A 22,406-nucleotide genomic window follows, 5' to 3' on the forward strand; every position below is an offset into this window, starting at 1 on the left:
AGCGAGAGATAACATGTACAGTTTTGAGCAATTAAAAGTCTTCGTCACTGTGTGTGAAAGTGGCTCTTTCTCTGCCGCCGCTCGCAAACTGAAACGCGCTCAGTCTGGAGTCAGCCAGTCGATCGCCAACCTAGAAATTGCCATCGACCAAGAGCTGTTTAACCGAGAGAAAAACATCCCCGTTTTAACCAGCACAGGTAAAGCGTTATTGCCTGTGGCTAAGTCGATCCTTGACCAGCAAAAGTACTTCGACCAAAAAGTAGAATCGCTGACCCAAGAAGATGAGCACGAACTGATCATTGCGGTTGATGAAAGCATCATAGATAAGAACTTCATTAAGATAATCAGCTCACTAGCAGATCAATTCCCGATCACACACTTCGATATTATTACGGCCTCAACCTTCGATGTGGAAGACCTCGTAAGACGCGGCAAAGCGCAGATTGGCATCATCTATGCGGATGGTGAACTTAAAGTGGATATGGACTTCTTCTTACTGGGCCAAGCCCGCTTTCTTACAGTTAGCTCCGCCACTCACGAACTCAGCCAAATGTCGGTAGTACAAGACTCAGATCTAAAGCGTTATCGCCAATGTGTGCATCGCAGTTCAAAGCAGCGCGAACTGTGGTTCACCTACGGTATTAGCTCGATGCTTTGGTATGCCAACAACCACAAAACGATCATCGATCTCGTTGAACAGAACGTAGGGTGGGCAAATGTGCCTGAAATGATGGTGCTGGAAGGGATTCAGAAAGGCGATCTCGTAGCACTGCCAGTGGCACACGAGCATGGTGGTTGGATTACTCCAGTGGGTTGCTTAGTGTCTCGCAGTCATATCAATGGCCCAGTGTTAACAAGTTTACTTGAAAAACTAAAAGGCCACTCATTAGAGAACAATCAGTGGCAAGCCAACTAATCTCCCCCAATTCTTGAGTTCAGCCTATTTCAGCAACTGAATCCTAAATCAATGACGGTGGTGTTTTCTCTAGCACTACCTCATTTCTCCTTATCTTGCCGATAAATATCTTTGTCGTGTGGATAAAACACCTTAGTTGATGTCCAAAAGTGACCTAACTACACTGCGATCCCAACGGGTGTGTCTTATCAAACTGATATCGACAAAACCAAATCGCTCTTTAACACCACTGACCCAACTTCAAATCTCCCAAATAAGTGCCCCTGCCCTGCAACCACTTGTGAAAGCTTCAAATAGATCACTTTTGAATATTGATTCGCACCCAGTTTATGAGCCCTCTTTGAGTGCTTTTTTATATCTAAATGAACCTTTTGGAAAATTTGTCGTGAACGTTTTAAGAAATATTTGCCCTGAGAAAATGGGCAAAGAGCGTAACAAACGAGAGTATGATTTACGCGTACTTAATTGTGTCAGTGAAAGCGAATATGAATCGCGTATGGCGGTTTGGAATAGCCTAACTTTGGCTGCTACTCCGTCTGTTTCAGAAACAAAAGGCTTCATCGATGAGGCTTTCAACAAACTTCAGCAAGACTTGAAAGAAGCCAGCCGCGAGTTATCGATTAACTACACAGACTTCATTGCAATGGCGCATGAAGAGCTCAACTATATTAAGGTGTTTGTTGCTGATAAGACCGCACAATACGGTTGGTATGCCGCGATCGTTATTATGATCATCGGTACTGTTGCTTTATGCGCTCAGTAAACCAAACTGTGTATTAAATAAATTGTCTTAAAAGCTCAAGCGATAGGCCAATTTAGCCTTTCTATTAGCCTGTTCTTTAACTAGAAAACAAATGGTTAACCTCATTTGTTTTCTAGTCTATAACCCCTTCACTCTCCCATCAGAGACAACAGATCCCGCGTCGCTTGTTTTGGATCTTCAGCGTTACATATCGCAGACACCAAAGCCAACCCATGAATACCTGTCTTGACCAACTGCGGAATGTTCGACTCGTTAATTCCACCGATACCCACAATCGGCAACTTCGTTGTCTCCAAAGCTATTTGAATGCCTTCATAACCCCAATGTTTCTTAAGATTTGTCTTAGTCGGTGTGGCAAAAAGCGCACTGAGGCCAATGTAATCGATCGGCAAGCTATCGGCATCTTGTAGCTGCTGTTCAGTTTCAATCGATAGCCCAAGAATCTTATCCGGACCAATCAACTGACGTGCTAACTCTGCAGGCATATCCGATTGCCCTAAGTGCAAACCATCGGCGTCGACAGCCAATGCAACGTCCACTCGGTCATTGATGATCAGCGGAACACCTGAGCCAACCAAAATCGACTTTACGGCTTGTGCTCGTTCAATGAAGGCTCTTACATCCCCATGTTTCTCTCTTACTTGAACCATAGTGACGCCACCAGCGACCGCTTGTTCAACCACAAACTTAAGCGTTTCTAAATCTTGCTGGTCATCCGTTACTAAATAGAGCTTATAAGGGTTCATATCGTACCTTTGGAGTCGATGTCTAAAATTGGCGTTATACTATTTTACCGACAAATCACATCATGTGCATGGAAGTTAATACTAAATTAGCTCAATTACACACGCACCATCGAATACGCAACTCGTTGAAAGCATGCCGAAAAACCTGAAATTTTTAACGAAAGCGTTACTTATTACACAAAGTATTCACTTCAAGCATGCCCAGAACGCTGTTTTATGAAATACTCCAAGGTGAAGGAATCAGGTAAATATAGGGATAGTTATGCGCCACCTTTCTATAGCGCTCAAGATCAAGCTGGGTTATGCCATCTGCTTGCTCTTTTTCGTCATTTCAGGCTTTGTGAGTTACAAAGGTATCCAAACCTTGTCGAACGGCTTTAGCCAATACAGTGAGCTCAGCCAAAAAGCGACATTATCAAGCAACATTCAAGTGCACTTTCTTCAGATGCGTTTAGCTTCTGAACGTTACTTAGAGTCATTGGATGAACAGTACGAAACGAATTATCAATCAAGCAAACTTGCGATTGATGAACTGCTCAACAACTTAATCCAATCCACCACCAAAACCGATAGCCTAGCTAGCCTGCAATTAGTGCAAGACAGTGTGGCGGCGTTTGATGTGGCTTATGGTTCAATGAAACAGAGTGAGCTTCTCATAGACCAACTGGTCAACGTTGAGATGGTCCAACGAGAAACCAACGCACTGAAAGCTGCTCAGAGCTTGTTGTATGAGTCTTACAATAACAATGATCCAAACGCGAGCTTATACGCGGGCATGTTGATGGAGAATTTCCTCGCAGCCAAGATCACTGTACTGAGTTACTCAAACAACAACGACCTCAAAACCTATGAGGCTGGTAAAGATATCTTTGAATACGCGCTACCAGGTATTGAAGGCGACATTGAATCTCTTAAATCATCCCCTTACCAAAGTGAACTGATTGAAGATTTCTCTAACCAGCGCGAAGCGTATGCAAAAGGCTTTGAGCAAGTTCATCAACAAATGATCGAGAACACGCAAAGAACTGCGACTCTTGCCTCGATTGGTGACAGCTTGGCTATCGCGGTAGCCGATGCTCAAAGTATTCTAGAGCAACAGAAACAAGCATTAACGCCAGAACTGCAAGCCAGTGAAAAACGTTCAGTTCAAATCATCTTCTTGCTAACGGGTGTGGCTTTGGTGATTGGCATGACGAGCGCTGTGTTGGTGACTCGTTCTATTACCAAAGGCATCGCACAGGTTAAACAGATCACCAATGAGCTTTCTCAGGGTAACCTGAATGTTGAAGTGAACATCGAGAGCAAGAACGAGATCGGTGAACTGCTGACCAACATGGAGATCACCATTGAATCTCTGCGCGATATTGTTGGTCAAGTGAACCGCTCTAGCGTGCGTATTGGTGAGATGTCGGAGTCGCTGAATCAAGTGACCAATAACAGCTCGACCAACGCAACACAATTGAACAGTGAAATGATCAATATCTCTTCTGCCGTTGATCAATTGGCTTCAAGCACATCAGAAATTGCTGCAAGTGCTAACCACGCCTCTCAAGTTGCCAACCAAGCAACCGAGAATGTGGCGATGGGGCTCAAAGAAGTCGACAAAACACTGCACGAGATTGGCAGCGCCGATGAAAGCATGCAGGTCAGCAGCCAAAAAGTGACTGACCTACACAAAGAGTCGATGAACATTGGTGCCATTCTTGAAGTAATTAAAGGCGTTTCTGAACAAACCAACCTACTGGCATTGAACGCTGCCATTGAAGCCGCACGTGCGGGTGAGCAAGGCCGTGGGTTTGCCGTGGTAGCCGATGAAGTGAGAACGCTAGCTAAGCGTACTCAAGATTCTGCGAGCCAGATTGACGAACTCATCACCTCGTTACAGCGTGGCGCTAAAGATGCGTTAGAGTCGATCAAAGAGAGCCACAGCACGGTTTCAGATGCTTCGACTCAGGCACAACAAGCCTCTCAGAACCTGCATGTGATTAACCAACACATCCAAGATTTGAATCAGGCCAACAGCCAGATCGCAGTATCTGTCGACGAGCAAGATTGTCTGACCAAATCATTGGGTGAGAATGCACAAGGTGCAAACACCATCGCACAAAGTAACCAAGAGTCAGTCAGCAGCATTTCTGGTGCCGCGAGTGACTTAACCGAGGTTGCTCATCATCTAGAGAGCCAAGTAAATCGATTTAGAACCTAGCTGACTTTAAGTCTCTGTTATTTCGAGCCTCGTTTATTGAAAATATGGCGAACACGGTTTATATAATAAGAAAGCCCCCAGCACATTCGTGTTGGGGGCTTTTTAGTGAGCTAAATACTTATAGCCAGATTGAGGCTACTGAATCTTTAAACGTTGAATCAGTGTTTCTTCATCTAGTTGATACAGCTCATCGAGTAAGTTCATCTGCAAGCTACCCGGGCCGCGTGAGCTCTCAGCTGCGATTTCACCAACCACACCCAACACCGCTGCGGCAGCCAAGCCACTGTCATCACCGACTGCAGCGAAAGCTCCCGTTAATGCAGTAAGAGTACAACCCATGCCCGTCACATACGGCATCATTGGATGTCCGTTGTTTAACGTCACAACACTGTCTTTAGTGACAACGTAATCTGTCTCACCAGAAATAACCACATTCGCACCGTATTCAGCCACTAAGCATTGCGCAGCACCTACCGCAGCATCACTGCTATCCAGCGCATCAACGCCTTTGCTCTGTGCTTGCTCACCCGCTAGCGCAATGATCTCAGACGCGTTGCCACGAATGATTAGCTTATCCGCTAAGCGTGCAATTTCTCGAGAAGTCTCGGTACGCAGTGTACTTGCGCCACAACCCACAGGGTCAAGAACCACAACCTTGTTGTTCGCGTTCGCTTGCTCAACAGCAAAGCGCATTCTTGGCGTCCAAACACTGTCTAACGTGCCAATGTTAATCACAAGCGCGCCAGAGAAAGACATCATCTCAGCCAGTTCTTGCTGCGAGTGCGCCATGATAGGCGAAGCGCCAATCGCTAATAACGCATTGGCCGTATTGTTCATCACGACGTAGTTGGTGATGTTCACCACCAGTGGCTTTTGCTCTCGTACTGCGCGCAACGATTGGATGATTTGTTCAGTTAGCATGGGGAAATCCTTATTCGTGAAAGTCGCTTTTAAGCCGCTGTTGAATCATTAAGAGCGTTCAGCCCTTGCTGCCAAAAAGCCACTTCCATACGCGTTGCCGTTTTAAAAATATGAACGATGTTTTGACCGCGCTCGCTGTTGATATCAATTTCAGCAAGCAGCTGATTGAAGTATTCTGCGCCCGTTGCCACGCCAGATTGGAACTCTTCTCCGCCGTAAAGCTGAAGCCAGCTCGCGTATGGGTTGCCTTCTAAAACAGTATCGCTGCTTTCTAATAACGCTTTACCGATCACAGCGTAACCAATGGAACACGGAGCCAGTGCCGCATATAAGTCGACAAGATCACCCGTCATGCCTGCATCCAGAACGTAGCGCGTGTAAGCAACTGTACCGAAATCTTCCGGCTCATTTTCTAGGTCAGATTCGGTTAAACCCCACTGACCACAGTAAGTCACGTGGTGAGAGATTTCAGAATCTAGCAGGGCATGAACACTTGGCAGTGCACGACGCATGTCAGCCAGTGTTTTTGCCTTGTAAATCGCTAATGCATAAGCGCGGGCATACTGCTTCAAGAACAAAAAATCTTGCTTCAGATAATGAAGGAAACACGGCTGAGCGAGCGTGCCGTTTGCCAGCGTTTTAACAAAATCATGCTCGGTGTAGTCTTGCCAATCTTGTTGACAGGCTTGGATTAAGTCTTGGTATTTCATGAGATTCCTTAGTCAAAAGTCGGTACGTAGTCAGCGGCTTTTGGTAGTGATTTGATAATGCCTTTGTCGAACATGAACTGTGCGTAATCGTCGTAACGTTTTAGATCAACCGCTGAAGGGCGAAGTGCAAAACGAGTCAGTGTGTCGTTCCATGCGCGTTGATTAAGCTCGTTGTTCAACGTATCTGGTGAATACGCAACAAACTCGCTCCATGACTCTTGTGGGTGGTTCACGATGTAAGTTGTTGCTTGCTCCAATGCTTTGTTGAACGCTTTGATCGCTTCATCATCGTGCTGCTTTGCGTTCGCAACAAAGATAAGCTCATCGTAAGCTGGCACACCGTGCTCTTCTGGGAAGAATGCTTTGGCTTTAAAGCCTTCAAGGGCTAGCTGGTTAGTTTCGAAGTTACGTAGGCCACCCCAGATTGCATCTACCTTGCCTGATGCCAATGAAGACGACAGTGCCCAACCGACATTGATGGTTTGCACGTCTGTAAACGCAACATTTTCTTGAGCTAGCATGGTGCCGATGGTCGCTTCTTCGTTACCCGCAATCGCAATACCGATCTTCTTGCCTTTCAGATCCGCTAATGAATCGTTCTTGCCGTTATCCAGTACCATTAATGTGTTTAGTGGCGTCGCGATAAGGGTTGATGCACGAACTAAAGGAAGACCCGCTGCCACATCCATGGTTAAACTTGGTTGGTAAGTTACCGCTAAATCAACCTTACCTGCTGCAACCAATTTTGCTGGCGTGCTTGGATCGGCTGGTTCTTGAATTTCAATGTCTAAGCCTTGGTCAGCAAAGTAGCCACGCTCTTGAGCGATCACAATCGGGCCATGATTCGGGTTCACAAACCAATCCAACATCAGCGTCAGTTTTTTTTGTTCAGAGTCCGCTAGAACATGACCTGAAACTAGCGAAGCAAGCAGTGCCACTGCACCTATCAATTTGGTATTTTTCATAGTTAACCTTTCCTTTTGAATATTATTCTTATGTTGAGCGAAGCCATCATTGGTTTTCCCAAGGGATAGCTTTTTTGAGTAACTTGTCTGTGATGAAGTAGAGCGAGATAGACAGCACCGCCAAGATGAACAAGGCAGCAAACATCTCATCAATGATCATTCGCGCGTTGGCCTGTAGCATTAGATAACCCAGCCCTTCACTCGAACCCACCCACTCCCCGACGACCGCGCCAATTGGGGCAATCACCACAGCCACACGAATGCCAGACGCTAATGTTGGCAGCGCAGCAGGCAGTTGGATATAACGCAGCAATTGCCATTTCGATGCGCCTATCGTTTTGGCAAGATCGAGATAACCTGTCGGTGTATTACGTAGGCCGTCGTAACAACAAGTGGTCACGGGGAAGAAGATAATGATCGCCGCCATCACCACTTTTGACGCGATGCCATAACCAAGCCACAGCATCAATACTGGCGCAATCGCAAACACAGGAATCGCTTGGCTAGCGATTAAGATAGGCAACAACCAGCGTTTCAGCGGTTCGAACATCAACATCTGCAGGGCGAAAAATAGCCCCATCGACAAACCAAGTAGCAAGCCAAGTAAGATCTCTTGCGCAGTCACCCATGTATGTTTGAGTAACACATCGTAACGTTCGATTAGCTTAATAAAGACTTCAGCAGGCGCTGGCAGAATGAAGCTCGGCATCTCGAAGATAACCACCACCATTTGCCATAAACCGAGAATCACAGCACTGCTGATCAGCAAACGCATAACGGGATTCATCTGACGAGAGCGCTTAGTTGTGATCTGTGTGTTAGTTGAACGAGCCACAGCTTCGCTTCGCGTTAGATCATTCATAATCACGCTCCAACTGATCTAAGATCGCTTGTTGTAACTCAGCGCATTCACCATCTAACACTCTTGGTGTGGCCGTGTTTGGCACAGATAAAGGCTGAGCATTCGCAGGTGTGCCTTGCAACACATACAAATTATCCGCCAAGCGCACCGCTTCTTGTGGATCATGGGTGATCAACACAACGGTTTTATCTCTTAACAGCTCACACGCTAAACTTTGTAGTTTGTGTCTTGTTACCGCATCCAGCGCAGAGAACGGTTCATCCATCAGCACCACTGGCTTGTCTTGCATTAAGGTGCGTGCCAAAGCAACACGCTGGCGCATACCACCAGACAATTGATCCGGCATAGTAGACGCGTGATCAGCCAAACCAACCGCAGCTAACAACTCTAGTGCTTGGTTGGTTTGAGCTTGTTTATGGGATGCTCGGCTTTGATGCTTGTCTGCGGGATTTTGAAAACGATGACTCAGGCAAACATTGTCGATGACCGATAGCCATGGCAGTAACAAATCTTGCTGCGCCATGTAAGCGATGCGATCTGTTAAAGGCAATTCATCAGACGTTGCCAATGTGCCCTGCCACACAACCTTATCGTCCAGTAAGCCTGCCAGATAACGCAATACCGTAGTTTTTCCGCAGCCACTTCGACCTAGCAATACCGTCCACTTACCTGCGTTTAAGCTAAGCGACAATCCCGATAAGGTTGCATGCTCGCTGTCTCGGTAACGTAACGTCGCGTTGCTGAGTTGAACGCCAACCGTATTAACGGACATTACCGTGTCCAGCGAAGAAGTGATTTACCGGGCCATGACCTTGGCCAACTTGCAACTCATCAGCATGAGCAATCGCCCGAGAAATGTATTGTTTGCCTAGGTCAACAGCTTCTGCCAGCGTGTTGCCCTGAGCCAAGAAAGAAGCAATGGCAGATGAAAGCGTACAGCCAGTGCCGTGGGTGTTTTTAGTCGGGAAACGCTTCGCGCTAATCAATGCAGACGTCGTCGGGAGAATCAGAAGATCGTTACTGTTTTCGTCCTTCTCCAAGTGGCCACCTTTCAAGAGAACAGCTTTAGCACCTAGTGCGCGTAAATCTTCAATCATGCCCTGCATTTCGGCTTCGCTTTCAGGGACAGCTTTGCCTGTAAGTGCAGCGCCTTCTGGCAAGTTAGGAGTAATGATGTCTGCCAGCGGAATCAGCTCTTGTTTTAGCGTCGTAATTGCCGAGTTTTCTAACAGCAGATCACCACTTGTCGCGACCATCACAGGGTCAATCACTAAGTGTTTAGGTTGGTACTGCTTAATTTTGTTAGCGACGACTTTGATGATCTGAGAATCGGCCAACATGCCGACTTTTACGGCCACGATATTCAGATCCGTAAAAACCGCATCTAACTGGCTAGCGACATGGTCGAGTGGAATAGGAAAAATGGCGGAAACGCCTTGAGTGTTCTGGGAAGTGATAGCGGTAATTACCGAACAAGCGAAACTACCTGTAGCAGACATAGCTTTAATATCAGCTTGAATACCGGCACCGCCGCCACTGTCTGAGCCAGCGATCGTCAATACAATCGGAGTGTTCGTTCGAATCGAATCATCAGCAGAGTGCTGTGAAACTGAGGCTTTTGGCGTTAAATCTTTTGAAATAGAACTGTGTGTCATTGTCGCTCCTACTATCTTACAAGACGCAGGAGAACGAACACCGATCGAAGGAGAAGTCGCATTAGGCTCATGAAAGTTTTCATGGGTGCAGACGTAGATCGAGTGCTTATAGTTCCCTACGCCAGTGTTAACTGAATCAGGTTCAACGGGTCTCGACTAACGATCTCAGCAAACACCAAATAAGGTATATGCCCCCCGACTATTGATAGCGATAGTAACAGCACTCTCACAACTGAGATACTGATTTTATTCAATTATAAGAATTACGCATGAATAAATTTCAATTAGGCTCAACAAAACAAATACTTATAACGTTCCTTTAGATGGCTTCGACTGTATCAACAAGCACAGCACAATCAGAAACATACCTAACCAACCTATAAAAGGAATCAGCTCACCGACAACGCAGACCGCAAGCACCGCTGCGACTACTGGTTCAAACAGAGTCAGCAGATTGGCGCTACTCGCGGTCACGTGGCGTAAACCAAAACTGAACGCGATATAGCCCAAGCATTGTGGAATTAACGTCAGATAACTGATGACTAATACGTTAATCTGCGAGGAAAACAGGTTATCACCAGTAAACCAGAGCGTTGGCAGCAACAACATCGCACCGAGGCCAAAAATACTGCCCATCGCCGCTTGTGACTCAATGTCCTTGTCTATCAGTGCTTTTGTCGCCCAAGAATAAATGGCGTAACACAACCCAGCGACCAGACCTAAAGCAATACCTAACAGCTTGAGATCATCACCGGATTCATTCGTCGATGAAGATTCTGAAAACACCAACAACCCAATACCTACCACACCAATCGAAAAGCTAGTGAGCCAACGTTTGTTGATATTATTGTTTTTGCTAATCAGACACTCTAACAATGCAGAAAAGAAAGGTGCGGTTGCAATCGAAACCACGGTACCAATCGCCACGCCTGATAATTTCATTGAAGAATAGAAAGCTAAAGGATAGATCGCCAAAGCCAAAGCGCTCACTGCCAACAGCTTCTTGTTCTGCAAAAGTTTATCGAAGGCGAGGAGGATTTTTCGATACGCCAAGCCCGCTTGCATTAGGCCACCGACGCCCATAGAGAAAGCACCAATCGCTAATGGGCTTAGATCAGGCGCAAAGCTTGCCGCGGTGCCTGTCGTGCCCCATAAAATAGAAGCAAACAAAATGGCTAAAGTGCCCGTTTGGAATTCATTAACGCGATTGATGGCAAGATTCATTTCTATTACCCAATTTTCAGTTCTGAAATAGATAATAGTGAAGATTGATAAAAATTAGTTTGCCGAAAGGACGCTATTGTTGTTTCTAAAGACTCTCTTTCATTGAGCCTAGAAACGCCCTTGGGGACATGCCAAAGTGCTGAGAGAAGCGACGACTGAAAGCAGAAACATCACTATATCCCACATTTTCAGCAATCAACTGAACCGGTAAATCGGTGTGGGTTAACAAGGCTTGGGCTTTCTCCATGCGATATCGAGTGATGTATTTAAGCGCACTGATCCCCAGGCACTCTTTAAATCGTTTCTTAAACTGAGTGGGGCTCAAACAGGCCGTTTCTGCCAGCTGTGAGATAGAGAGTGGCTGAGCATAATTATCCGCAATGAGCCTTTGCACCGCACGAATACGTGGGTCGATGCTCTTGCTCACTTGTTGTTGCTCTAACAGCAATGAAAACACATCCAAGATTGATGACTCAATGCCACTATCGACCTGATATTCCAACTGCTTCTCAACAAACAGCAAGAAGCTCATCAAAGGTGGCGTTATCGTGAAAACCGAGAGCTCATGTTCTAACAAGTGCTGCGGCAACTCTGCCATATCTGCGACAATAAACCGCGCGGCTTCATCCGCCTTAAACGCATGCGCTGTGGTTACCGGAATTACGACACATTCGCCCACGGCCACTTTGCCGACATACCCCACCATCTCGATATTGATACTGCCTTGGATCGGCAATACCAATTGATGATGGTCATCATGGGCATGAGTATTAAATTGCTTGGTGTAAGATCGAATGCTTAAGCTAGATTTCATGAGCAACGCCGGAGTACATTTCGCTAGGTTCAAGTAAGAGATACAACGTTACATTATCACTTCCCTAGAGTCACACTCAATGCACATCAAATTCATGCTAGCTAAGTGACATGATCAAAAACGGCCTCCAAATAAGAGGCCGTATTTATTCGAATGCTAAATCACGTCAAAGATTTAAAACGATACTTGGTTATCCTGACCAACCACTACCTGAACACTATTTTGAACATCATAGATTTCAAAACCATCAGCAACCGGATCAGCATTGTCTTCATCACTGTCGTACTGCGCAGTACAGGTATAACCCAATGAGTAAGTACCTGGGTCAATGAAGCCCAGAGAGAACTCATAGTTGGTCTGTGCTTCATTCATTGCCACTGACGCTGAAGTGATCGGTTTCACTTCATCACTGCCGCCAATCGGAGCCATGTCAGCTTGTTCAACATTACCTTCATACAAGTACACCGACTGAACAAAGGTATTATCGGTTGTAAGCCTACAAGCATCAAAGGTTTGCTTCGCAACAGTGCCTTCAATGCTTCCTGTCTCAACCGTATTGATAAGGCTTACAGACGTTCTTTGAATAGTGTAATCAGGGAAAGTCGAACTGTTCTTTAGGCCGCGTCGAAGATCGAACTCGACAACAAAATCGTTACTTTGCTGGTTCACACTAAATGAGTTATTAAAGTAAAGTACGCCAGCGTTGTCTTCTTTACCCACACCTTGCGGGCACGCGCCTTCACCTTTCACTGTTAACTCACGAGTCATATCATCGTTTTCTATCACGTAAGATGGAGCTGTTGGATGATCGCCGTCATTTGCGAACACACACAACTTATAACTGCCTACCGGAATGACCTCATTTTCAATCAAAGGAAGCGCCTCGCTACCTTGGTAATCCAACAAATTCACACTTAATGGAATCGGATCCTCACCATCTGGCAATGGATCGCCATTTTCATCAACGTAATCGCCGTTTTCGTCCGTTTTATACACATCATATATCAGTGGCGAACCTCCCTCTTGAGGAAGCAAAGCGACCTTACTGAATGTCACGGTGACGTCTTTAACATCATCAATGGGCGCATCACTCACGCTCAAGGTAATGGGTGTCGTGCTGCTTGATGAGCCTGAATCACCGCCACAACCAACAAGCCCAGCCAGCACAAGGCTCGCTAAAGCGGTTTCCTTTAAATACTTCATAACTCATTTCCTATAAATCACTGCTCAATAAAGGGCTTAGTTTGTTGCCCTCTTATTCTTTTCCTTAATGTGACTCATAGACAAACCGCGCTGATGGCCCAAATCGGCTAGCCCTATTATTTAGGGCTGTCTTCATCCAAAAACTCTGTTCATCAAGGTGCACATATCAGGTCGCACATAGGTCAATTAAGTCTAGTAAGTAAATTGTCAGTAGTCGCGCATATTTGGCAAGGTTGCTGTCAATTGTGTTGGAATGGTCGGTATGTATAGGGTCGGAGAGGATGATTGAAAGCACTCAAATCAAAATAAAAAATCGCCACCAAGATCAAAAAAGGCCGTTAAGACAGCCTGTTGCTGAACTTAAACGACCTTTTTATTGAATGTGGATTAAGCTAATTCGATATTAGCTCATTCAAATTCACTTATTTTTGAAGTTGCTCTTTAGCCGCTTCAACCTTAGAAAAATCTAGGCCAAGCTCTTCAACTGCTTCTTTGATTAGCGCAGGGTTTTGCATTACCTGACCCATCAGCATTTGAAGTTTGTCTTGAGGTAAACCAAGTTGGCTGATTGTCGCCATTGCTGCAAGAGGGTTCTCTGTCAACGTCTTGAAAATCTCGCTGATCTGCTCGTCGCTGATATTGTTCTCTTTCAACATTGCTAAAATCGGGTTCATTTTTTTGCCTTTGAAACACTAAATTAAGTAGGAGCACAGCATACCATCTAGCTGTGCTCGATTGTACTAGCAAGTGACGCTTTGGTTTAACACGAACGGTGCTTTTCCCAAACGAAAATAATGCTTGGGCTTAACGAGATTCCAGTGGGTAAGAACGGTAGCTCCACATGCCATAAGTTCTGAGAGCATCACGGTAGATGCCTAGAAGCTCACCACTGCTCGCTTTCTTAAGATCTTCTAGCGGCTTGTCTGGGTAAGAAACCGTATCGAAGGTAATGCCCTGTGGGCCTGTCTGCCAGCTCGCAATTTCAAACAGAGTTTGACCACGACGAACGTGGCTCGCCGAACTAATAATGGTCGCGTGTTTAATATCATGGCGAGCAAGCGCATAGCTACTGAACAAGGCATTACCTACCGTGCTGGTCGCGTAGTTCTCTTCAATGATGCGATCTTTGCTTACCCCTTTTTCGATAAGCCAATCTGCCATCAACTTTCCTTCTGTCTTGTGATTCTTAGGCACGCCGCCGGTTAACACGATCATCGCATCTGGGTTAGCTTTCGACATTGCTAATGTGGTTTCAAGGCGTTCAATCAAGATTTGATGCATAGAACCATCAGGGTTAAGCGCGTAGCCCAAAGTAACAATCGCGCCGTGTTCATCCAATAAACCTTTGTCCGCCGACTCTTTCAACGGGGTTTCCAACACGCGGTCAACCGTAGCAAAAATACGTTTGATGTCTTCTGCTTTGCCCTTATTCAGGCTTTCCAGTTTCTCCATGTGCTTGTTGGATTCACTGTCATTGCCTTCGAATCTCTGCCAAACCGCAAGATACGCGTGCAAGTCGACATCGTCTGGCGCAACCGTCAATGCTTGCTCAAACAACTCAATTGCTCGCTCTGCATTCTTGTTGTAGATCTGAGCGTTCGCTGCCGAGATAAGCAAGTCAGTGCGGTAAGGCTCAAGCTTGTAGGCTTCTAACAATCGATTCGTCACAATTTCCATGTTGCTTGGCATTTTTGCCGTGAAGCCCGCGTGAGAAATTCTTGCTGGAGACTTAAATGCCTGCAGCGCATCATGCAGTAACTGATCGACGACTTGTCGCTTAGTCACCAACTGAGCGTAATCTGCTGAAGCTTCTACAGCACCATCGTTAGCAGCAAAAGAATAAGGAGTTGCGCTAAAAGCCAGCATGCCACCAAGAGCGAGGGCGATAATGTTCTTTTTCATGGAAAGATCCTGTGTCGTTAAGTGTTCACATCAGATTTGTTCACCAATGTAAGTCCCTAAGATTAAAAAACCGTGAACCACACCAGAATCTCCGAGGTTAATATTCATTTGTTGCATAAGGTGTGGCTGCAGATCACGATTTTATGCGCCAGAGTAGGCTCAAATATCCAGATACTTCGAGTTATAAGGAGCTCCCTTGATTACTTTGGAATATTTAACTTCGCATCCCACCTGCCTATTCCATCTAAACCCCTAAGTTTCGAAGCTCAGCCTCGAATCTAAACGTGCGTTTATGTTCATCATTTCAGCAACTTAAAACGCGATTCCCCTACCAGTCGACGCTAATTCACGTTTACATAGCCAAGTTCAAAAAGCACAGAGTGTGATATCAAATCAGTCAATTCACAGAAAATTCACAATCAATTATTGAACGATCGTTCAAGTGGTGTTTTAATGAATGTCCAATACAAGGAGTTACCCCATGCTTAAGTTCTACTTTCACCAAACACCCAACCCAATGAAGATCGCTCTGTTTCTAGAAGAGACAGGCCTAGATTTTGAACTTGTTCCTGTCGATACCTTAAAAGGCGAGCAACACACGCCGGAATATCGTTTGATTAATCCGAACGGTAAAACACCAGCCATTGAAGACGATGGACAACGTGTGTTCGATTCTAATGCCATCCTTTTGTACCTATCAGAGAAGACTGGCAAGCTTGGTGGACAGCCTGAAGACAGAGCCGAACTGCTATCTTGGATGATGTTCATCGCGAGTGGTCTTGGTCCATATTCTGGCCAATCGGTACACTTCCGTCATGCAGCCCCAGCAGGCCTAGACTACGCCGTGAACCGTTACCTGCGTGAAGCACAACGTCACTATGAAGTGTTAGAAAAGCATATGGAAGGTCGTGATTTTTTCGTCGGAAATGAGTACACCATTGTCGATGTCGCGGCATGGGGTTGGATTGATAAAGCACCTTTTGTTCTTGGTGAAGAAGGCCTAGAACCTTACCCGAACTTAAAGCGTTGGTTTGATACAATCAACAGCCGCCCTGCCGCACTGCGCGCCCGTGAAATCGGCAAAGGCATTGAGTTTAAGAGCGAACGTGATGAAGAGGCGAAACGAGCTCTGTTTCCTTCGAATTATGCGAAAGACTAAGGTCGGTTAATCTTTCAATCTGATTTTTTGGTAAGTAAGAGCCTTGCTCAATAGCAATAATCTGTTGAGCAATATCTATCATAGTGGACCCAATACTCTTACAATTAATGAATAAATACGAAAGGACGAACTTAAATGTTCGTCCTTTTTATCAATAGAACTCGCTAGCACTAAGCATATAGCTATCGAATGACTGATGCTTTCTAGAATTTAAAATAGACATCATAATCTTATTCATCGATGTCGCTAGTAATTTTTGTCACTACCGATAAAGACGCATTATCACTATAAGTATCGACAAACAAAAATCCTTCTAAGTTAATTTTCCCATTTACGTTCAATAGTATATCGAACGCATCTTCAATATATTTATCCAATGAACAACAAGACACTAGGAAATTATCAGTCTGTACTAAAAAGCTACAACCCGGATAGGAGATATTATCTACCGGCTGAATGTTTTTTTGTAAAAGACTACTTTTTACAATAAAGCCTGTAACGCTAAATTGGTTCAAATAAATACCCTCGACATATATATTTAAATACAATACAAATAAAAAGTGAACGCTTACGTTCGCTAAGCTATCAATAATTATGAATTGACTTCAAAAGCTTCTGTTAGTGCTTCTACTGAAGTTTCTGATACAAATTCACCATCTACGAAATACTGAATCCTGGTATCGTTTTTAACCCCTGTCACTGTTGATGAAGTTCCGTCCACAAACGTTACTTCCATTTCAATCGTATTTTCATCTAATGTTCGGATCTGACTATCTTCAATATTATGGTAAGTCAGTGGATCAATTGGTGCATCACGCAATGAAGGATCGAGATCGCCATTAATGTCGATCATTGTTTCGACTTTGCTGTCAAAAATATGCGGTGTGCCATCAAATGGATTTGTACCAGTCCAGAATTCAATGGAGTTAACAACAAAGTAATCCGCCAGCGTTGTAAAACCATACACAGGAGCCAACAAGAAGTTAACACCACCACGCGCGTATCGGTTATCAACAACTTTAACGTTAAATTCCATCAATTTTTTTGTCGTGAAGTTACTACCAACGCAACCCGTCACAAGTGGTGCCACCAACAACAATGCGGCTAGTTTTAATGTGTTCTTTTGGGTTAAGAGTTTCATTTTAAATACCTGTAACTTAGAATAAGTAGCCAAACTCAATACCAACCGATGTATCGTCGAGCTCATACATGGTTACTGATGCATTCACATCGATATTGCCGTTGGTCCAACCCAGAGCGTTTTCGAATACACTGTCGTAACCTGAATCTAAGAAATAGGTAAAGTCACCGCGATAGTACATGTTACCAAATGGCACCAAAACACCCGCTTCTAGGTCAAAACCGTCGCTTGCATCACCACTTGAATAATTAGCACCCACGTTCCACGCACCAAATCCAGCATCAGCGACGTAGTTACCACCGACCGTAAGATTGTCGTAGTCCCCAGAGATATTCCACTCACCGTCAATAACAACGTTATTTGATACATTGTATTGGCCAGAAAGAGTCATAGCATCACTAGTGTCATCATAACCATCAATTCCGAGCTGTTTATAACCGAGGCTTACACTCGCTTTATCGTTAATACCATATGTACCTTCAACGGAGAGTAGATCTAAATCTTCAATGGTTTCATATCCAGCTTTAATGCTACTTTGAACATTTCGGACATCTTGGCTGTGGTAGTTTTTATCAATAGATAAGTCTTTCTCTGAACCTTCTTTTATATTCATATCACTGGCCGAAACTGCACCAGGAAAAGAAAGAACGAATAGAGAAGATAGTGTAACTAATTGTATTTTCATTTTATTCCAAAGTTTAAATTAACGCCTACTATGGCAAGATTGAAGTTGGGCTATTAATCCATTAATTTAGCCGCTAGGTTATAAACTGTAAGTTAAAGGTCGTTAATTACAAAAAACATATAAACAATAAAATTTAAGCCATAAGAGGCCAAACCATACTTTAAGTAAATATGGTCTCTTATTTATGATTCTATCTTTCTAGATTAAAATTGTTTTGAGGCGGTTTTACATCCAATTATTTTTCGACGGCACCACTCAGTGTTTTTCCTAACCGAAAATTAATAATCTTGTGAGAAATTGCATTGTCTTGGTAATGCAATTCCGACATGTCGACAATATTGTTGTAAGAGACAATAACTTTGCCATCTTGCTCTACTACTAATACTTTTTGGCCAAAAGCGTCTAAACCAATGCTTGGGAAGTCGGTCATCGCTTTCGCTCCTGGGGCTGGACCACCAAATACAAGTAAGGTTGCATTAGGCAAGGTTTCACCGATCGCTTCAGCCCGTTCTTTGAAGTCCCAGTTAATAAACCAAACCGTGTCATCTTGGTCCAGCACGTCTCTTTTAATATTGACTAAGGTTGTTTCAAAATCATAGTCTGAAACCAGTGTTTCTATACCGTACCCTTCTGTTAAACCCTCACTTTCAACTGGAGTGACATTGTCTAAACCTTTAACCAAACTTGTCGTTGCTTCTGCATAACGAGTAAGTGCGTCACTGTCCGTAATGGCATGCCTCTTTTGAATAAACTGTGCGTCTGTATAAACCGCTTTTTGTGCATCGTTCTCAACATAATTCAAAACACGAAAAGGCAGGTCTAGCCCAACTTGCAGGTCATCTTTTAATAACTGAGTATTGAGCACATCGTCGGTATAAAGATCGACACGGCTTGGAGCTAAATATTCATCGGCCTGTCCAGCTAATCGAGAATGATCGATGGTTAAGATTTTTTCAAACTGTTGTTCTTGCGCATTCGCATCAACAATCAAAACACTTTCATCAACGGCATTTAACTTAGATTCATGAACAATAGGATCGACCGTTGTTTCACAACCCATCATTGGCAAAACTAATAAAATAATCAAAGACAGTTTTTTCATTAATAATCTCTTCTAGAATGTCGCTCTAGTCACGATAGGATGTTGCTATTCGGGCGTTGCCGACCGTAGTTAGCCTATTGAATATTATAATCAACAACAAAATCTTCGAGCACAGAATGAGCACGTTGTTGATCACCATTATTGAGATGAACTAGGTAGCGATGTAACGCTTCTTCATGTTCAACCATATAGGTCATCTGTGTTTCATAACCTTCCGGACTCGATGCTTCGATTTCCTTCAGCTGGCGAACAAATCGTTCAGCGCTCCCTTCTAGATATCGAGTTCCCAAGTAAGGCATCGTTTTCAAAGCTAACGTCACCGTTTTAGCGAGTAACTTATCTTTACAACCAATTTCACTGTCCACATCATATTGATTTCGAACGGGAGCCATCACGACAGTATTATGTTTTTCCATTTTATTCAGCAGTTCTAGACTGTTCGAAGTCATGCTGCCTGGCGGCTTACTTTTTAACTCAGAAAACACCTGCTTACCTAAGTTCCTAAATAGCAGCTCGTATTTAAGCCCTTTAGAAAACTCTCGAAATTCAGCTTTTTCAGTTCTAGTCATGGTATTTTCTCCACTCATCGCATTAGCCGGAAATACAACAGTGACCGGGATTAATGTAAATATCAGGATGGCTAAAGACTGACTCCAACCAAAAAAATTCTTATAGAAGATCATCAACAGGTGTCTCACCGAGCCAAATGTTTCTAAAGGCTATGCTCTCTTCTGAAAATGAATGAGTCTGATAAATAACCTTATTATTATGCTGAATCTGCATCTCCTGCCTTTTGTAAACAATCGCGATAACGTCCCCCTTAGTTAACGATAAAGACAAACTACCAACAAGGCTCTGAATACTAGGGCTGTTCACATTAATGCTTGAATTCGAATCTTCGAGAGCTTCAATGGTTGCCGTTCTGACTTTTTCTTGAGTCAAATTTTCAGGCGTGAATGTCAGTACAAGCGTACTGTCACCCTGATTATTCTTTAAGTGGGCAATATCATAGTAGTCGACGAACCATAGCGTTCTCGTATTAGTCTTAACCACTTTATAGTCATCGTATGCCCACGATTCAGCCTGCACTTGAGAGGGATCCAAAGTAGGTTCATTTGCTAATGCTTCCTTGGCAAATAGAAAAGCAACCAGAAGAAATGTGACTTTGTATCTCATCGGAAAAACGTCCTGATTAAGGTTAAATGAAGAATGTATTTGATACGTTTTGAATAGATCCGTTAGGAAGCAAGTTTCATCATGGCCAAAGAGTCTAACCTCTCGACCTTTTCTGACGTTGAAGAGATTGAGTGGGCTAAAATGCTTTCCGCGATACTTGACGCTTGAATTGGGATGTACTTTTTCATACCACCCAACATCAAAGGTTGGAGCGCTTTCAAAACGCCTTGAAGTACTTTTTCATCGGTTCTACTTTCAGCTCTATCTCCCGCTAAAGGACCCGGATGTAAGAACGTCGTTTTTTCAAAATCAAGTAACTCAACTTTGGCCTCCATTTCGCCTTTACAGCGAAGGTAGTGCGAGCGAGCTTTGGTATCAGCCCCTAAGCAAGACACAACAATAAGGTGCTTCACGCCCAGTTCTTTCATCTTTTCAGCAGTGGAAACAACGAGGTCAACATCAATAGCGCGTAACTTCTCTTTTGTACCGGCTTTTTTAATTGTGCTACCTAAGGCAATGACACCCACTTCTGGTAATACAGAATCAAAAGTACTAACAGAAACGCTTAAGTTGTTGTCTATTAACTGGCTCAATTTCTGATGCTTGATATTCAATTCACGTCGAGAAAGCGCATAAACCGTATCTACGTGGTTACTTTCCAACAAAGTACTTAGCGTTTCTCGTCCAACCAAGCCACTTGCTCCAGCAATAATTATTGATTTGTTCATATTGAATCCACCGTATAATTTATGTTCAACACTTACGTTGCCTCGATGTATGTATAATAAACCAAACAAACCGATCGGTCTAGTCAAGTGACTGTCAACTTTGTCATAATTAGACTGGACGGTCGGTTTAGCAGCGCCCACACACACCTTTAGTATAAATACAGCGCTTATTTAATTTTTCGACGGTTATAGGAAACGGTGATTGTCTAGAACTATTTGAGATAACCATTTATTGAAATATTTAACCGTATCGAATAAAAAAGCTCACCATGTGTGGTGAACTCGTTTATTAATTTAGTATTTTTATTCTAGCTACTGTTGAATTTGGTCGATAATAGAAGCGGGAATAATATTTTCAATTGCTATGTACTGGTCAACATCGAGAAGAGCAAAACAACCGTAAGCTAAGCTACTCCAACCCAATATCGATAGCGCTAACATACCGAATGTTTTGAACCCACTTTGATTTAGTCGTTTCGATATAAACGTATAACTTGGAATGCCAACCAAAACCGGCGCTAATATCGCCATTGAAAGTTGCCCATACTGATTCCATCTTTTCATGAATTTTCTAAGTTTAGGCTTAAAGACGACTTGCTGGCGCTTTCGGAAGAAGCTTGAGTAAGCTGGCGCTATTTTCCAACCCGCATAAGCAGCAATCAAGGCTGGCACTAAGTTAAACATCAACATTTCAGGATAAGAATAAGACAGGAACGCAGCAATAGCAGGCCCAGAATACGTTTTCCAAAGGCTTAGTAACGCCATAGACAAACCAATGGCTAGATAACTTTCTAATGCTAAGGTCATGCTTTATCTCCTCTTAATGGTTTGTCATTTCTTTTTGAGATATCAATAATTATAGGATCGATATGTCTAAATAAATCCATCCACACTCCCAAGAAGTTGTCAAAATAGGGAATAAACACACTGCCAAAATCATGTGTTAACCATCCATCAAATATCGTAGTAAGAAAATCACTCCAACCTTTGGCCGTCACACTCCCAGGTTCAACGACGCCTTTAACAGGAATAATGGCTACGTCATTGAAGAGTTTCTTTACCTGAATCTCATTGTTTATTTCGAAGTGTTGTATGAACAATACACAATACACAATACACAATACAAACCGACCGGTCTACACTTTATTGTCTATTGCAAATATGGAAAAGCTCTCAAACGCTTTCACTGGCAACCCTTCGGCTGAATCTTCCTTTATGGATTGTCCATAGCACCGAAACTTTGACTCTTACAAGCATCGAGAAAACTTCCAAATGGAACGTAGAGGTTTCGCTTACTAAAATTTCAATCAATGAGGATCACTGTTTCCATTAAGAGCGCTCCTCATTTTTATTAGAAACAATCCAACAACCTTATCAGCTTGCCGATTTTACTCCCGCTAACTCTAGAGCTCTCATCATCAAAAACTCCCGCACTTATGTCTATCTCTCTCAAAAGTGTAGCGGTAGTGATCAAGCCAAATTGGTCACCACTTTAGAATTGAAACTGGACCACCTCGGTTGATAACTG

The 22,406-nt window shown here is 43.8% G+C and carries 23 protein-coding genes and 1 riboswitch; of the genes, 4 read left to right on the forward strand and 19 right to left on the reverse strand.

Annotation, left to right across the window (positions count from 1 at the left end; genetic code table 11):
* The first annotated feature begins 13 nt into the window (after positions 1-13).
* Positions 14-916: a LysR family transcriptional regulator gene (locus AACW75_RS15240; RefSeq protein WP_145569474.1), complete on the forward strand. Its 903-nt coding sequence runs from the start codon at positions 14-16 to the stop codon at positions 914-916.
* 418 nt (positions 917-1,334) lie between these two features.
* A complete protein-coding gene (locus AACW75_RS15245) occupies positions 1,335-1,679 on the forward strand; it encodes a thiamine-phosphate diphosphorylase (RefSeq protein WP_108166466.1) in 345 nt (114 codons plus the stop codon).
* A 128-nt stretch (positions 1,680-1,807) separates the two neighbouring features.
* Here AACW75_RS15245 and thiE read toward each other — a convergent pair whose 3' ends face one another.
* Positions 1,808-2,425: a thiamine phosphate synthase gene (gene thiE, locus AACW75_RS15250; RefSeq protein ID WP_108112003.1), complete on the reverse strand. Its 618-nt coding sequence runs from the start codon at positions 2,423-2,425 to the stop codon at positions 1,808-1,810.
* A 262-nt stretch (positions 2,426-2,687) separates the two neighbouring features.
* Between thiE and AACW75_RS15255 the strand changes: the two genes are divergently transcribed.
* Positions 2,688-4,631 carry a methyl-accepting chemotaxis protein gene (locus tag AACW75_RS15255; RefSeq protein WP_102456570.1) on the forward strand — a complete coding sequence of 648 codons (1,944 nt, stop codon included), beginning with the start codon at positions 2,688-2,690 and terminating at the stop codon, positions 4,629-4,631.
* A 135-nt stretch (positions 4,632-4,766) separates the two neighbouring features.
* Here the strand turns inward: AACW75_RS15255 and thiM are convergent, their stop codons facing one another.
* The 11 genes from thiM to AACW75_RS15310 form a co-directional block, all read right to left on the reverse strand.
* A complete protein-coding gene (gene thiM, locus AACW75_RS15260; RefSeq protein WP_102454479.1) occupies positions 4,767-5,552 on the reverse strand; it encodes a hydroxyethylthiazole kinase in 786 nt (261 codons plus the stop codon).
* A gap of 29 nt (positions 5,553-5,581) precedes the next feature.
* Positions 5,582-6,262: a thiaminase II gene (gene tenA / locus AACW75_RS15265; RefSeq protein ID WP_017109110.1), complete on the reverse strand. Its 681-nt coding sequence runs from the start codon at positions 6,260-6,262 to the stop codon at positions 5,582-5,584.
* 8 nt (positions 6,263-6,270) lie between these two features.
* The gene (locus AACW75_RS15270; RefSeq protein WP_108086228.1) at positions 6,271-7,227 is read right to left on the reverse strand and encodes an ABC transporter substrate-binding protein; all 957 of its coding nucleotides are present in this window, start codon (positions 7,225-7,227) and stop codon (positions 6,271-6,273) included.
* 46 nt (positions 7,228-7,273) lie between these two features.
* On the reverse strand, positions 7,274-8,089 hold the full coding sequence (locus AACW75_RS15275) for an ABC transporter permease (protein WP_145569473.1): 816 nt from the start codon (positions 8,087-8,089) through the stop codon (positions 7,274-7,276).
* Positions 8,082-8,861, reverse strand: a complete 780-nt coding sequence (locus AACW75_RS15280; protein WP_145569471.1) for an ABC transporter ATP-binding protein — start codon at positions 8,859-8,861, stop codon at positions 8,082-8,084. Before AACW75_RS15280 ends, AACW75_RS15275 begins: the two co-directional genes overlap by 8 nt.
* Positions 8,851-9,744, reverse strand: a complete 894-nt coding sequence (gene thiD / locus AACW75_RS15285; protein ID WP_145569469.1) for a bifunctional hydroxymethylpyrimidine kinase/phosphomethylpyrimidine kinase — start codon at positions 9,742-9,744, stop codon at positions 8,851-8,853. The genes AACW75_RS15280 and thiD overlap by 11 nt, the downstream gene beginning before the upstream one ends.
* 96 nt (positions 9,745-9,840) lie before the next feature.
* Positions 9,841-9,952: riboswitch (TPP riboswitch) on the reverse strand.
* Between the two features lie 98 nt (positions 9,953-10,050).
* Positions 10,051-10,968 carry a DMT family transporter gene (locus tag AACW75_RS15290; RefSeq protein ID WP_145569462.1) on the reverse strand — a complete coding sequence of 306 codons (918 nt, stop codon included), beginning with the start codon at positions 10,966-10,968 and terminating at the stop codon, positions 10,051-10,053.
* A gap of 85 nt (positions 10,969-11,053) precedes the next feature.
* The gene (locus AACW75_RS15295) at positions 11,054-11,782 is read right to left on the reverse strand and encodes a helix-turn-helix domain-containing protein (protein ID WP_145569460.1); all 729 of its coding nucleotides are present in this window, start codon (positions 11,780-11,782) and stop codon (positions 11,054-11,056) included.
* A 174-nt stretch (positions 11,783-11,956) separates the two neighbouring features.
* Entirely contained in the window at positions 11,957-12,985 is a 1,029-nt protein-coding gene (locus AACW75_RS15300; protein WP_145569457.1) for a DUF4382 domain-containing protein, read from the reverse strand.
* A 422-nt stretch (positions 12,986-13,407) separates the two neighbouring features.
* The gene (locus AACW75_RS15305; RefSeq protein ID WP_009844829.1) at positions 13,408-13,659 is read right to left on the reverse strand and encodes a DUF2999 family protein; all 252 of its coding nucleotides are present in this window, start codon (positions 13,657-13,659) and stop codon (positions 13,408-13,410) included.
* Between the two features lie 130 nt (positions 13,660-13,789).
* Positions 13,790-14,887 (reverse strand): YdcF family protein, encoded by a 1,098-nt coding sequence (locus AACW75_RS15310; protein ID WP_145569456.1) that lies wholly within the window; start codon positions 14,885-14,887, stop codon positions 13,790-13,792.
* A 481-nt stretch (positions 14,888-15,368) separates the two neighbouring features.
* On the opposite strand from AACW75_RS15310, the gene AACW75_RS15315 reads away from it, so the two are divergent.
* Entirely contained in the window at positions 15,369-16,046 is a 678-nt protein-coding gene (locus AACW75_RS15315; RefSeq protein WP_145569454.1) for a glutathione S-transferase family protein, read from the forward strand.
* A 592-nt stretch (positions 16,047-16,638) separates the two neighbouring features.
* Here AACW75_RS15315 and AACW75_RS15320 read toward each other — a convergent pair.
* The 7 genes from AACW75_RS15320 to AACW75_RS15350 form a co-directional block, all read right to left on the reverse strand.
* On the reverse strand, positions 16,639-17,187 hold the full coding sequence (locus AACW75_RS15320; protein ID WP_145569452.1) for a DUF3332 family protein: 549 nt from the start codon (positions 17,185-17,187) through the stop codon (positions 16,639-16,641).
* A 16-nt stretch (positions 17,188-17,203) separates the two neighbouring features.
* Positions 17,204-17,872 carry a hypothetical protein gene (locus AACW75_RS15325; RefSeq protein WP_145569450.1) on the reverse strand — a complete coding sequence of 223 codons (669 nt, stop codon included), beginning with the start codon at positions 17,870-17,872 and terminating at the stop codon, positions 17,204-17,206.
* Between the two features lie 235 nt (positions 17,873-18,107).
* Positions 18,108-18,974, reverse strand: coding sequence for a DUF302 domain-containing protein (locus tag AACW75_RS15330; RefSeq protein WP_145569100.1), 867 nt, complete (start codon positions 18,972-18,974; stop codon positions 18,108-18,110).
* 74 nt (positions 18,975-19,048) lie between these two features.
* The gene (locus AACW75_RS15335; RefSeq protein WP_145569098.1) at positions 19,049-19,657 is read right to left on the reverse strand and encodes a hypothetical protein; all 609 of its coding nucleotides are present in this window, start codon (positions 19,655-19,657) and stop codon (positions 19,049-19,051) included.
* Positions 19,644-20,150: a chalcone isomerase family protein gene (locus AACW75_RS15340; RefSeq protein ID WP_145569095.1), complete on the reverse strand. Its 507-nt coding sequence runs from the start codon at positions 20,148-20,150 to the stop codon at positions 19,644-19,646. Before AACW75_RS15340 ends, AACW75_RS15335 begins: the two co-directional genes overlap by 14 nt.
* Before the next feature lie 62 nt (positions 20,151-20,212).
* Positions 20,213-20,878: an NAD(P)H-binding protein gene (locus AACW75_RS15345; protein ID WP_029225037.1), complete on the reverse strand. Its 666-nt coding sequence runs from the start codon at positions 20,876-20,878 to the stop codon at positions 20,213-20,215.
* Between the two features lie 312 nt (positions 20,879-21,190).
* Positions 21,191-21,685: a hypothetical protein gene (locus tag AACW75_RS15350; protein ID WP_017074864.1), complete on the reverse strand. Its 495-nt coding sequence runs from the start codon at positions 21,683-21,685 to the stop codon at positions 21,191-21,193.
* Positions 21,686-22,406 lie beyond the last annotated feature (721 nt).

The organism is Vibrio sp. L3-7, from assembly GCF_963898195.1.
GTDB classification, from domain to species: domain Bacteria; phylum Pseudomonadota; class Gammaproteobacteria; order Enterobacterales; family Vibrionaceae; genus Vibrio; species Vibrio echinoideorum.

What these genes read in the sequence shown, in the direction of transcription:
- AACW75_RS15240 (WP_145569474.1), top strand. Translation starts at nt 14, where the DNA reads ATGTACAGTTTTGAGCAATTAAAAGTCTTCGTCACTGTGTGTGAAAGT.
- AACW75_RS15245 (WP_108166466.1), top strand. Translation starts at nt 1,335, where the DNA reads ATGGGCAAAGAGCGTAACAAACGAGAGTATGATTTACGCGTACTTAAT.
- thiE (WP_108112003.1), bottom strand. Translation starts at nt 2,425, where the DNA reads ATGAACCCTTATAAGCTCTATTTAGTAACGGATGACCAGCAAGATTTA.
- AACW75_RS15255 (WP_102456570.1), top strand. Translation starts at nt 2,688, where the DNA reads ATGCGCCACCTTTCTATAGCGCTCAAGATCAAGCTGGGTTATGCCATC.
- thiM (WP_102454479.1), bottom strand. Translation starts at nt 5,552, where the DNA reads ATGCTAACTGAACAAATCATCCAATCGTTGCGCGCAGTACGAGAGCAA.
- tenA (WP_017109110.1), bottom strand. Translation starts at nt 6,262, where the DNA reads ATGAAATACCAAGACTTAATCCAAGCCTGTCAACAAGATTGGCAAGAC.
- AACW75_RS15270 (WP_108086228.1), bottom strand. Translation starts at nt 7,227, where the DNA reads ATGAAAAATACCAAATTGATAGGTGCAGTGGCACTGCTTGCTTCGCTA.
- AACW75_RS15275 (WP_145569473.1), bottom strand. Translation starts at nt 8,089, where the DNA reads ATGAATGATCTAACGCGAAGCGAAGCTGTGGCTCGTTCAACTAACACA.
- AACW75_RS15280 (WP_145569471.1), bottom strand. Translation starts at nt 8,861, where the DNA reads ATGTCCGTTAATACGGTTGGCGTTCAACTCAGCAACGCGACGTTACGT.
- thiD (WP_145569469.1), bottom strand. Translation starts at nt 9,744, where the DNA reads ATGACACACAGTTCTATTTCAAAAGATTTAACGCCAAAAGCCTCAGTT.
- AACW75_RS15290 (WP_145569462.1), bottom strand. Translation starts at nt 10,968, where the DNA reads ATGAATCTTGCCATCAATCGCGTTAATGAATTCCAAACGGGCACTTTA.
- AACW75_RS15295 (WP_145569460.1), bottom strand. Translation starts at nt 11,782, where the DNA reads ATGAAATCTAGCTTAAGCATTCGATCTTACACCAAGCAATTTAATACT.
- AACW75_RS15300 (WP_145569457.1), bottom strand. Translation starts at nt 12,985, where the DNA reads ATGAAGTATTTAAAGGAAACCGCTTTAGCGAGCCTTGTGCTGGCTGGG.
- AACW75_RS15305 (WP_009844829.1), bottom strand. Translation starts at nt 13,659, where the DNA reads ATGAACCCGATTTTAGCAATGTTGAAAGAGAACAATATCAGCGACGAG.
- AACW75_RS15310 (WP_145569456.1), bottom strand. Translation starts at nt 14,887, where the DNA reads ATGAAAAAGAACATTATCGCCCTCGCTCTTGGTGGCATGCTGGCTTTT.
- AACW75_RS15315 (WP_145569454.1), top strand. Translation starts at nt 15,369, where the DNA reads ATGCTTAAGTTCTACTTTCACCAAACACCCAACCCAATGAAGATCGCT.
- AACW75_RS15320 (WP_145569452.1), bottom strand. Translation starts at nt 17,187, where the DNA reads ATGAAACTCTTAACCCAAAAGAACACATTAAAACTAGCCGCATTGTTG.
- AACW75_RS15325 (WP_145569450.1), bottom strand. Translation starts at nt 17,872, where the DNA reads ATGAAAATACAATTAGTTACACTATCTTCTCTATTCGTTCTTTCTTTT.
- AACW75_RS15330 (WP_145569100.1), bottom strand. Translation starts at nt 18,974, where the DNA reads ATGAAAAAACTGTCTTTGATTATTTTATTAGTTTTGCCAATGATGGGT.
- AACW75_RS15335 (WP_145569098.1), bottom strand. Translation starts at nt 19,657, where the DNA reads ATGATCTTCTATAAGAATTTTTTTGGTTGGAGTCAGTCTTTAGCCATC.
- AACW75_RS15340 (WP_145569095.1), bottom strand. Translation starts at nt 20,150, where the DNA reads ATGAGATACAAAGTCACATTTCTTCTGGTTGCTTTTCTATTTGCCAAG.
- AACW75_RS15345 (WP_029225037.1), bottom strand. Translation starts at nt 20,878, where the DNA reads ATGAACAAATCAATAATTATTGCTGGAGCAAGTGGCTTGGTTGGACGA.
- AACW75_RS15350 (WP_017074864.1), bottom strand. Translation starts at nt 21,685, where the DNA reads ATGACCTTAGCATTAGAAAGTTATCTAGCCATTGGTTTGTCTATGGCG.